The organism is Pseudaminobacter soli (ex Li et al. 2025), from assembly GCF_029892515.1.
Classification (GTDB): domain Bacteria; phylum Pseudomonadota; class Alphaproteobacteria; order Rhizobiales; family Rhizobiaceae; genus Pseudaminobacter; species Pseudaminobacter soli_A.
This window is the reverse complement of record NZ_JARXVF010000008.1, coordinates 162,121-173,009: the sequence shown is the minus strand read 5'-3', so window position 1 is coordinate 173,009 and position 10,889 is coordinate 162,121. Positions and strand designations below refer to the sequence as shown.

The following is a 10,889-nucleotide window of genomic DNA, read 5'->3' as shown; positions in this document are numbered from 1 at the left end:
CCGAGGCAATGCCGATCTTCGCCCCGATCGCCTGGATCGGCTGCTTCTTCGCGCCGCGCGCGATCTCGATGTCAGTCTTGAATTCGGGCATTGGTCGAATGTTCCTCGGTTCGTTTGACAATGCTTCTTTGGCGTCGTTCTGCACAACGCGTTCCGTCGGCATAGAAGCCCGAGAGGGCTCATCTTCGCCGTCTCAAAACAGCCGCGCAATACACGGATTGCGACAGGGATGGAAGGAGACGGGGTGGGGCAATAAGTGAGTAAGGCAATGGGGCAGTAGGGTGGTTACTTTACTGCCTTACTGCCCTATTCCCCTACTGCCTTATCTCGACAGCGCGTTGCTGATCTCGACCAGGTTCGAGCGCACGCGAAGGATATAGAAGCCCATGGTGATGAGATGCGAGGGCATGAGCCAGCCTGCTTCCGCGCCGTTGGAGACGATGAAGGGCTGGATGTTGAGTGCCGAGCGCGTCTGCTCTTCCATCTGCTTCCACAGATTGTCGAGATTGCGCGTGCGCAGCACCTCCTCGAAATCGGCATGCGTGGCCTTGAGCAGGCCGTAGTAACCGTAGAGCTGGCCGTAGGCGAACCAGAAACGGTCGTCGGCGCGCGGGTCGAGCCAGCCATTGGCGTGGTTCTCGGCGCGGTCCTTCAGAATGGCCGAGGTGCCGCCGATGTCGTTGGCGATGCGGTCGATGAACTGGATCAGGTTGTCGGCGCGCGCGTCGAAAACGGCGCCGCATTTCTCAAGCCGCGTGTTGAAAGCGCGCAGGCTCTTGATGGCGTCGCGATAGTAGCTGGGCGTCGGGGTCTTGGGGCCGAAGGGCCTGAGGCCGAAATACCAGGTGTATTCGTCGAACTGCATGTTGCCGCGCGCCGACTGCAGATCCGAGTCGACCTGCGAGGTGCCGCGCAGGCGGCCGAGATTGTCGGCGAGCTCGGTGGTGGTGCGGCGCACCGCCTGGTTGATGCCGCGCTGGAACGAGGCCTTGTTGTCGAGGAAAGGCGTGTCGTCCCAGGACATGCCGAAGAAGCCGAGCTTGAAGAGAAGCATCGACGAGATCCAGGCGTTCTGGTTGACGTTGAAATCGGTGAGATCGGCGGAGACGTCGGCTATGGCCGACCGGCCGCAGGTCTTGGCAGCGGCGGCGCTGCCGGTCGTCGTGCTAGCGCTTGCGGGATCGCCGACCTGTTCGCCGGCGGTGACATTGCGCTTCTCGAAGGCGTAGGCGTCGGCATAGTCGGGATTGAAGTTCGTCCAGACCTGCGTGGTCCAGACGAAATAGCCGTAGAGCGCGACGAAGCCGATGACGCAGACGCCGACCACCGCCTGAACGATCCAGCTGGCGCGCAAATACCGATGCCAGAGCCACACGATAGGCCAGGCGATCGCCCGCCCGATCGCACGGAAAATCCGGAGCAAGAACTCGAGCATGTGGTCCGCTTCCCTCTCTGGCGCGATCCCGCCGTCCGTCGGGCAGGAGCCGCATCGCGAATTGCTGGCGCCTGGCGGCGCGGGGTGCCTCCCGGTGCCGGATGCGCCCCTCCCAGATATGTGGTTTTGGCATGCTCTACAACATGCGCCGCAAGATTGGATGCAGCCGAGGGAAGGGCGGGCAATGTAGCGCCGGAGCGGCAAAATTGTCGCGCTCAGAAAACTCGGCGACGCGCCTTGCCCACTGTAGAAGCTTGAAATCATTCCAAAATGGTGTTTGGCTAAAACATGAATGGCCTAAGCCTCACGCCAGTCGCAGCAAATTCACAATGGGAGAGACGCATGTCGCGTATGAAAACATTCGCCATATCGCTTGGTATGGCGGCAATCCTCTATTCGGGCACCGCGCTTGCCGGCGACCCAGCTAGCTGCAAGACCGTTCGCCTGTCTGACGTCGGCTGGACCGATATCCAGGCAACCACCGGTATCGCCTCGGTTCTGCTGACCTCGATGGGCTACGAGCCGCAGGTGATCCAGCTCTCCGTGCCGGTGACCTACGCCTCGCTCAAGAACAAGGACCTCGACGTCTTCCTCGGCAACTGGATGCCGTCGATGACCAACGACATCAAGGACTATGCCGCCGAAGGCTCGGTCGAGACCATCAGCGAGAACCTGTCGGGCGCCGGCTATGGCCTCGTCGTGCCGAACTATGTCGCGGACGCCGGCGTCAAGTCGCTGACCGACCTCGGCAAGTTCAAGGACAAGTTCGCCGGCAAGATCTACGGCATCGAGGCCGGCAATGACGGCAACCGCATCATCCTCGACATGATCAAGAACCCGGCTGACAACCTCGACGGCTTCGAGCTGGTCGAATCCTCCGAGGCCGGCATGCTGACCCAGGCCGAGCAGTCGATGAAGAACAACGAGTGGATCGTGTTCCTCGGCTGGACCCCGCATCCGGTGATGGGTGCCATGAAGATCACCTATCTCGACGGCATGGGCGATTCCGGCTTCGGCGCGGCCACGGTGCACACCAATGTGCGCAAGGGCTACACCACCGAGTGCCCCAATGTCGGCAAATTCATCGCGAACCTGAAGTTCAATCTCGATATGGAAGGCGCGATCATGGACAAGATCCTGAAGGGCACTGACGCCAACGCGGCCGCCACCGAGTGGCTGAAGGCCAATCCGGACGTGGTGAAGCCGTGGCTCGAAGGCGTGACCACCTTCGACGGCGGCGACGCGGCCGCTGCGGTCAAGACCGCGATCGGCGGCTGATCAAATATGAACTCACTTTCCCCTCGCTCCGGCGGGGGGAAAGTACTGCGGTGACGCCGACGCAGCCTCGCGTCGGCGTTGCCTTGGGGGGATGGCCCTGACGGGCCGGGAGAGGGGCAGCCGCTGTTTTCTGGCGGCAGAAGGGACAAGATGGATCCGGTTTCGCAATTTCTGGCCAGTTACAAAATACCGATCGGCGCCTGGGGCAAGGCGTTCTTCATGTTCCTGACCGACAATTTCGATGCCTTCTTCCGCGGTCTCTCGAATGGTCTCAACTTCCTTCTCAACGGGCTTGTCGACGCGTTCCTGCTGATGCCGCCGGTTGCGCTGGTGGCGCTGATCGCGCTGCTCGCCTGGTACCTGCAGCGTTCGAAGACGCTGGCGGTGGGCGTGGCCATCGGCCTGCTGTTCATTATCAATCAGGGGTTGTGGAAGCAGACCGTCCAGACGCTGGTGCTAGTGGTGGCCGCTTCCGCCGCCTCGATGCTGATCGGCGTGCCGCTTGGCATCTGGGCCGCGCACAAGCCCAAGGTCTACCGGGTGATGCTGCCCGTGCTCGACCTGATGCAGACGCTGCCGACCTTCGTCTATCTCATTCCTGTGCTGACGCTGTTTGGCCTCGGCAATGCGCCGGGCCTGATCGTCACCATCATCTTCGTCATCCCGACGGCGGTGCGACTGACCCATCTCGGCATCGTTTCGGTGCCAAAGGCGATCATCGAGGCGGGCGAGGCCTTCGGCGCCACCAAGCGGCAGCTGCTGTGGAAAGTGGAACTGCCGGCGGCGCTGCCCACCATCATGGCGGGGCTCACCCAGTGCATCATGCTTTCGCTGTCGATGGTGGTGTTCGCAGCCCTCATCGGCGCTGGCGGGCTCGGAACCGAAATCAACCGCGCGCTCGGCTCGCGCAAGATCGACCTTGGGCTTGAGGCCGGCCTGGCGATCGTCGTGCTCGCCATCGTGCTCGACCGCATGACCCGCATCGGCGTCGGAGGCAAGAAATGAACGTCGCCGTAGATTTCAAGGATGTCGACATCATCTTCGGCCCGGATACGGCCGATGCGCTGACTATGGTCGACAAGGGCGCGACCCGCGCCGAGATATTGGAAAAGACCGGCAATGTGCTGGGCTGCGCCGGGGCCAACCTCACCGTCAAAGAGGGCGAGATTTCCGTCCTCATGGGCCTTTCGGGTTCCGGCAAGTCGACGCTGCTGCGCGCCGTCAACCGGCTCAACGTGGTGTCGCGCGGCCAGGTTCTGGTCAAGGACGGCGACCGCACGGTCGACGTGGTGACCTGCGACGACGCAACGCTGCGCCGCCTGCGCCAGAAGAACGTCGCCATGGTGTTCCAGCAGTTCGGCCTCCTGCCGTGGCGTACGGTGGAGGAGAATGTCGGGCTGGGGCTGGAGCTTGCCGGCGTTCCCGAGGCTGAGCGCAAGGAGCGGGTGAAGCGGCAGCTTGCGCTGGTGGGCCTCGAACAATGGGCCAAGAAATATGCGCATGAGCTTTCGGGCGGCATGCAGCAGCGCGTCGGTCTTGCGCGCGCCTTTGCCACCGAGGCGCCGATCCTGCTGATGGACGAGCCGTTCTCCGCGCTCGATCCGCTGATCCGCACCAAGCTGCAGGACGAGCTTCTGCAGCTCCAGAAGACGCTGAAGAAGACCATCATCTTCGTCAGCCACGATCTGGAGGAGGCGCTGAAGATCGGCAACACGATCACCATCATGGAGGGTGGGCGCATCGTGCAGAGCGGAGCGCCCGAGGACATCGTGCTGCGCCCCGCCAACGACTATGTCCGCGACTTCATCGCCAATGTTAACCCGCTGTCGGTGCTGACGGCCTGGAACGTGATGCGCGACCGGCGCGACCTGGAAAAGGCTGGCGAGGATGGCTGGCTGTGGCTGGATCGCCGCCAGACCACGCGCTTCAAGATCGACAGCGACGGCCTGGTGGCTGCGGCCGAGCGCAACGGCCAGCCGGCGATCTGGGCTTCGTGCGACGAGGTGGAGGGGCTTTCGACGGACGGCTCGCATGTGTTCTGGGCGCGCCCGGGCACGTCTCTGAAGACGGTGATGCTGGCCATGCACCGCTCGCAGACCGCGCCGGTGGCGCTGTTCGACGAGCAGTCGCGCTTCGTCGGTGCCATTGGCATCCGGGACGTGCTGTCGGCGGTGCTGCGGAAGTAGCGCCGGCAGCTAGCCAGCCGATGCAGCGCTGAAACTTGGCCCGTCATGCAGGACGCAACCGATGCCTGATCTGCTTTTCACGGGACCCGAAGAAGCCCGGCTGACCTTGATGCTCGCCCACGGCGCGGGCGCGCCGATGGATTCTGGCTGGATGAATGCGATGGCCGAAAGGCTGGCGGGCCATGGCATCCGCGTGGCCCGCTTCGAGTTCGGCTACATGGCCGCTCGGCGCTCGGGCCAGCGCAAGCCGCCGCCCAGGGCCGAAACCTTGCTTGGCGAATATCGTGGTGCCGTCGAGACGCTGGGGCCAACCAAAAACCTGTTCATCGGCGGCAAGTCGCTGGGCGGTCGCGTGGCCAGCATGGTGGCCGACGGGCTCTTCGCCGAAGGCAAGATCGCGGGCCTCGTCTGCCTCGGCTATCCGTTCCACCCGCCGGCCAAGCCGGAGCAGTTGCGCGCTGCGCATCTGAAACATCTCTCCGCACCGACGCTGATCTGCCAGGGCACGCGCGACCCGTTTGGCACGCGCGAGGAGGTGTCTGCCTACGAGCTTTCGCCGCGGATCGGCATCGACTGGCTGGAAGACGGCGACCACGAATTCAAGCCGCGCAAGCCCCTGACGCTGGATGGTAATCTCGACACGGCGGCAGCCGCAGTCGCCAGCTGGATGCAAAAGATCGGGGTCGACTAGGCCGCAAACCGTTGCCGAAATGGAACGCGCTTGCTGAAATCGGTTGCGCGGGCCACTGCCCCTACGGGCGCACGCACAGCAGACGCTTGCCAGAACGCCCGTGTGAAGGCAGAATCAACCTCTGACTGCAATGCGGCGCGCGTACACGAGGGGCGACATGGCATTTGCACTGCGTGAGGGGACACGGTCGATAGCGCTTTCGCTACTGGCTGCGACCGCATTGGCGTCCGGCCCTGCATTCTCCCAGAGTTTTGTCATTTCGGGACCTACGACCGGGCCGAAGGTGATGAATGGTGACGGCGACACCGGCGTGGTCAAGTCCGGTGGCGCCATCACGACTTCGGATCCCGGCGACAGTGCCGTCGAAATGAACAATGCCGAGCAGAAACTGACCAATGACGGCACCGTAGAGGCAACGGGCGATGAAGGCTCTGCCGTCGCCAGCTACGGCGATCGGGCGACGATCACCAACAGTGGCTCGATGCAGACGACCGGCCTTAAAGGCACGACAGTCTATAGCGAAGGTGACCACGCAACGATCACCAACAACGCCTCCATGCTGGCGACGGGTGCCAGATCGACAGTTGTTTTCAGTGAAGGCGACAATTCGGTCATCGTCAACAATGGCTCCGTCTCCGCGACCAATGACGCGATCGGCGGTATTGGATCAAAAGGGAATAATTCCCGCATCGCAAACAACGGGACGATCAAGGTCACGCGCGACGGCACGGGTGGTGATGACGATCATCGAGCCGCCGGCATTCTGACGACTGGCGACCGTACAGTCGTCACGAATGGCGGAAAGATCGTGACGGATGGAAGCTACTCGCTGGGCGCGGTCATTCGCGGGGCCGACGCCGAGCTTGCCAACAACGGATCGATCGAAACGTTTGGAGATGCAAGCGTTGCACTTACTTCCACCGGGGCAAACGCAACCGTTGTCAACAGCGGTACGATTGAGACCAGCGGTGGTGCATCTGCCGGCATGTACCTGCAAGGTGCCGGGTCGGTCGGCAAGAATGCCGGCACGATTGAAACCACCGGCCCGGCTTCATTCGGCATGTTGGTCGGCAGCGCGGATCCCAAGAACCCGATGAACGGCTCGACCGGCGCAGTCGACGTGTCGGTCTCGAACAGCGGATCGATCCGCACTACCGGCGACAGCTCCTTCGGCATCCTCCTATTTGGGGACCGGGGCAAGATCGGCAACAGCGGCTCGATCGACGTCACCGGTCCGGGGGCGGCGGGGATTTTTGTCCAGAGCACCGACGCGACTGTTGTCAACGGCGGTAGCATCCACGTTTCTGGAGACGTCGCGAGGGGTGTCGACATGGGAGCCCTGGGAGGCGTGGCGCTTTCCAACCGGGGGGCGATAGTGGTTGACGGGATGGGGGCCACCGGCGTCCTTTCTGTTGGTGATCATGCGACAGTCACCAATTCCGGAACGATCAAAAGCAGCGGCGACGCGGCGATCCGGTTCGGAGGTAATAACGCTACGCTGAACCTGCTTGCAGGCACGCGCATCCAGGGCGAAATCCGTTTCAACGGCACGGGCAACACCGCCACCTTCGGCTCGGGCCTCAATGCGATGATGACCTTCTCGGGAACTGGCGTCCCGACGATCATCCGCACCGACGGGCTGCCGTTCGTCGTCAGTGGCAATACAGTGGCGGTGCTCGACACCTCGGGCTTCGGCACGGCTGGCAGCGTGGTTGCCGACCTGACCGGCAATATCGCGGGCGCCATCGAGGATCGCCTGGCCCTGGTGCGCCGCGAGCGGATCGTTGGCGCCGCACTCGGCCTGCGCGGCAGCCATGGGATGGGCGCTGGCGAGGAGGGGGCGGTTGCGACCGGCATCGGGCCGGCGTTCTGGGTGACCGGAATCGGCGGCTATCGTAAGCAGAATGGCTCGGGCGGCGATCTCGACTTCCACACCTCGCTTGGCGGCGTGGTGGTGGGCGTGGACACCGATATCAACGAATTCTGGCGCGGCGGCGTCTTTCTCGGCGGTGCTGGCGGTTCGTCCCATGTCGACGGTTCCGACCAGGACTTCGACAACAGCAGCTTCTTCGGCGGCGGCTATCTGGGCTACGCGGCCGGGCTGAATTTCGCCGACCTGTCGCTTTCGATCGGTTCACTGCGGCAGGACGGCGACCGCCGCATTGCCAACAACATGGTCGATGGCGGGCTCGAGACGGCGCATGCGAGGTCGAACGGCACCTATGTCAGCCCGGCGCTGACCGTGGGCACGCATGTTATCTGGAACGACACGATGTTCGTTCCAAGCCTCAGGCTGCGCTATGCGGGCCTGTTCCTCGACGGCTATTCGGAGACGGGCGGGGCGGATGCGCTGAGGGTGGACTCGCGGGACGTGCATGTGTTCGAGGCGCGCGGCCAGATCGCGCTGCCGCTTGCGCCGTATGTGACCCCGAACGGCATCTGGGAAACCACGCTGCGCGCAGGCATCGACGGCATCGCGCAAAGCCGCGGCAACGTTTCGGCGACGCTTCTGGGGCAGGACATCGACTTCACGCCGGCGGGCCGCAGAAGTGCTGTGCGCGGTTTTGCCGGCGCCGACTTCAATTTTATCACCGACAGCCGGATGCAATTGCAGGCCAGCGTCGAGGCCGGATACGGCAGCGACAGTGCTTTCATTGCGACCGCGCGCGCGGGACTGAGCATTCCGTTCTGAGCGAGAACTTTTAGGTATCTGCGGGACCCGCTGTGACATGCCCCATCATCCAGCCCTTCGGGCTGTCTTCTCCCCCGCAGAGGGGAAGAGGGAGCGGCCGTTCGCTGGCGTGCAGCTACTCGCGATCTCGTCCGAGGTGAGGCGTCTCCTCTCCCAGAGGGGGGCTGCGAAGCGGGCGGTGAGGGGGAATATGCGTTCGGCAGGATCGCCCCTCTACGACCAGAGCCCGTTGCACCCCCACCCTTAACCCCTCCCCACAAGGGGGAGGGAAATTCTGTGGCACGGTCGTCCACCGCGAACCTTGACCGTCCCTAGTCGCTATGGCGACGAAATCGTCTCCCTCCCCCTTGTGGGGAGGGGGTAGGGGTGGGGGTATGTCGAGGGCGTGGTCCGAGACAGAGGTGGGGACGTCCTTCGAGGCTCGCCCTTCGGGCTCTCACCTCAGGATGAGGGAGGTTTGCGCCGACGGTCCTGATCCTGAGGTGCGACCCTGAGCTTGCCGAAGGGCGAGCCCCGAAGGACGCACCGCAGTAGTCTCTACCGCCCCTCGCGATACCACATGGCGCCCAGCGCCATCAGAAGCAGGCCGAGGCCGAAGAAGCCGCCGAACAGCGGCACGCGGCTGACCGACTTCAGCACGCTGTCATTGGTGGTCCTGAGCCCGATCCAGTCGCGGCCTGCCGCATCGGAATTGCCGCGCACCGGCACGATGCTCGGCACGTTGACGCCAGAAGAGGCGGCAAGGCGGCGCACGCTGCCGCCGGTCTTTTCGGCATAGGGCTTCAGGATCGCCTCGGTCGAAACCATGTCGCCGAATTCGGGCGCGTTGATGGGGCCGATATGGGCAAGCGTGGTCAGATTGCCGTTGGCAACCTGATAGAGGCCGATCTCCTTGGTGACCGCGCTGCCGGAGAAGATGCCGGGCTCGGTCTGCGTGAGCGGCACGGTCATGGGTTTGCCGGACGGGGTGATGACCTGGGCATTGCCGGGGTTGTCGCTCATCGTCTGGCGGCGGATCTCCAGCGTCATGCCGCGGCCGTTTGCGGTGAGGCGTTCTTCCTCGAGCTCGGGTTCCTTCATCAGCCAGTGGGCGATGCGGCGGTAAAGCGAAACATGCGGGCCGCCGCCCTCGAAACCGCGCGCCCAGAGCCAGCCCTGGTCGGACAGGAACATGCCGACACGGCCTTGGCCCTTGCGGTCGAGCACCAGAAGCGGCCGGTCATCGGGGCCCTTCATGACGACCTCGCCCTCGGGGTGATCGACGCCGATGATGCGGAACCAGCGGCTCCAGTTCGGCGGCTCGCTGGTCGAGCCTTCGAGACCGCGCGTGACCGGGTGACGTTTGCCGAGGTCGGTGAGACGTGGATAAAAGGCCCTTTCCACCACTTCGCCGGTGGGCATGGCGGGCAGCGCCGGCAGAAGCGGCGTGCGCGCGATGGACTGCTGGCCGGCATACTCGGGACCGGCGGCGACGAGCAGCGCGCCGCCCTTTTCGACATACTCGGTGATGTAGTCGTAATAGAGGATCGGCAGCACGTCGCGGTGCTGGTAACGGTCGAAGATGATGAGGTCGAACTCGTTGATCTTGTCGACGAACAGCTCGCGCGTCGGGAAGGCGATGAGCGAGAGTTCGTTGATCGGCGTGCCGTCCTGCTTTTCGGGCGGGCGCAGAATGGTGAAATGCACCAGATCGACCGACGCGTCGGATTTAAGCAGGTTGCGCCAGGTGCGCTCGCCGGCATGCGGCTCGCCCGATACCAGCAGCACGCGCAGGTTTTCGCGGATGCCATCGACCAGCGCGACCGAGCGGTTGTTGATGTCGGTGATCTCGCCGTCCTCGTGGTCGACGGCGACCTCGATGATGTTGCGGCCGGCATTGGGAACGGTGATGCGCAGCGGCATCTCCTGGCCGATGATGGCGCGCTCCACCGATACCTGATGGCCGTTGATCGAGACGCGCACGTCGACCGAGCCGGTCTCGCCGCCCGAGGTGATGACGCGGTAGCTCATCTCAAGCGGCTTGCCGACGATGCCGAAGCGCGGCGCCTTTTCGAAGCGGATGCGGCGGTCCTTCTCGCCTTCCTCGCCGGTGATCAGCGCATGCAGCGGTGCGTGGAAACTCTGCGTGCCGTTCGGCACGTCATGCACCTGCCCGTCGGTGATCATCACGGCGCCGCCGATGCGCGAGGGCGGCACGTCGCGGAAAGCGCCGTCTAGCGCCGAGAACAGGCGCGTTTCGGTGCGTTCGTCGGCAGCGTCGGCCTTGCCGGCCTCCACCACGCGGACCTCGAACTGCTTGAGATGCGACAGCTTTTCCTGCAGCGAGGCTAGCGCCTCGTTGGTCTGGCCGGTGCGGTTGCCGATGTCCTGGCTGGGGCTGCGGTCGACGATCAACGCCACGACGCTTTGCAGCGGCTCGCGGATCTCGTCGAGCAGAACCGGGTTGAACAGCGCAACTGCCAGGGCAGCCAGCGCGACCAGCCTGAGCAGGGCGCCGCGCCGGCGGAAAAGCAGACCGGCCAGCGCAAGCAGGGCCAGCGGCACGAGGATGAGGCCCAGCAGCGACAGGCCGAGCAGCGGTTCGAAGGAGAGCGACCAGCTGTTCAT

7 protein-coding genes are annotated in these 10,889 nt (G+C 64.0%); 5 read left to right on the top strand and 2 right to left on the bottom strand.

Annotated elements, in window-relative coordinates; all coding sequences use genetic code 11:
• Positions 1-322: 322 nt before the first annotated feature.
• Positions 323-1,435 carry a DUF2333 family protein gene (locus tag M2281_RS25315; protein WP_280823969.1) on the bottom strand — a complete coding sequence of 371 codons (1,113 nt, stop codon included), beginning with the start codon at positions 1,433-1,435 and terminating at the stop codon, positions 323-325.
• A 342-nt stretch (positions 1,436-1,777) separates the two neighbouring features.
• On the opposite strand from M2281_RS25315, the gene M2281_RS25310 reads away from it, so the two are divergent.
• The 5 genes from M2281_RS25310 to M2281_RS25290 all read left to right on the top strand — a co-directional run bounded on the left by M2281_RS25310 (position 1,778) and on the right by M2281_RS25290 (position 8,282).
• Positions 1,778-2,713 carry a choline ABC transporter substrate-binding protein gene (locus M2281_RS25310; protein ID WP_280823968.1) on the top strand — a complete coding sequence of 312 codons (936 nt, stop codon included), beginning with the start codon at positions 1,778-1,780 and terminating at the stop codon, positions 2,711-2,713.
• Between the two features lie 150 nt (positions 2,714-2,863).
• Positions 2,864-3,718, top strand: a complete 855-nt coding sequence (choW, locus tag M2281_RS25305; RefSeq protein ID WP_280823967.1) for a choline ABC transporter permease subunit — start codon at positions 2,864-2,866, stop codon at positions 3,716-3,718.
• Positions 3,715-4,899 (top strand): choline ABC transporter ATP-binding protein, encoded by a 1,185-nt coding sequence (gene choV, locus M2281_RS25300; RefSeq protein ID WP_280823966.1) that lies wholly within the window; start codon positions 3,715-3,717, stop codon positions 4,897-4,899. Before choW ends, choV begins: the two co-directional genes overlap by 4 nt.
• A 61-nt stretch (positions 4,900-4,960) precedes the next feature.
• On the top strand, positions 4,961-5,590 hold the full coding sequence (locus M2281_RS25295; protein ID WP_280823965.1) for an alpha/beta family hydrolase: 630 nt from the start codon (positions 4,961-4,963) through the stop codon (positions 5,588-5,590).
• 157 nt (positions 5,591-5,747) lie between these two features.
• The gene (locus M2281_RS25290) at positions 5,748-8,282 is read left to right on the top strand and encodes an autotransporter outer membrane beta-barrel domain-containing protein (protein WP_280823964.1); all 2,535 of its coding nucleotides are present in this window, start codon (positions 5,748-5,750) and stop codon (positions 8,280-8,282) included.
• A gap of 537 nt (positions 8,283-8,819) precedes the next feature.
• On the opposite strand, the gene M2281_RS25285 is transcribed toward M2281_RS25290, so the two are convergent.
• Positions 8,820-10,889 carry a hypothetical protein gene (locus M2281_RS25285; protein ID WP_280823963.1) on the bottom strand — a complete coding sequence of 690 codons (2,070 nt, stop codon included), beginning with the start codon at positions 10,887-10,889 and terminating at the stop codon, positions 8,820-8,822.

Excerpts from the sequence above, each read along its gene's own strand:
- M2281_RS25295 (WP_280823965.1), top strand. The coding sequence starts at position 4,961 with ATGCCTGATCTGCTTTTCACGGGACCCGAAGAAGCCCGGCTGACCTTG.
- M2281_RS25285 (WP_280823963.1), bottom strand. The coding sequence starts at position 10,889 with ATGAACAGCTGGTCGCTCTCCTTCGAACCGCTGCTCGGCCTGTCGCTG.
- M2281_RS25290 (WP_280823964.1), top strand. The coding sequence starts at position 5,748 with ATGGCATTTGCACTGCGTGAGGGGACACGGTCGATAGCGCTTTCGCTA.
- choV (WP_280823966.1), top strand. The coding sequence starts at position 3,715 with ATGAACGTCGCCGTAGATTTCAAGGATGTCGACATCATCTTCGGCCCG.
- choW (WP_280823967.1), top strand. The coding sequence starts at position 2,864 with ATGGATCCGGTTTCGCAATTTCTGGCCAGTTACAAAATACCGATCGGC.
- M2281_RS25310 (WP_280823968.1), top strand. The coding sequence starts at position 1,778 with ATGTCGCGTATGAAAACATTCGCCATATCGCTTGGTATGGCGGCAATC.
- M2281_RS25315 (WP_280823969.1), bottom strand. The coding sequence starts at position 1,435 with ATGCTCGAGTTCTTGCTCCGGATTTTCCGTGCGATCGGGCGGGCGATC.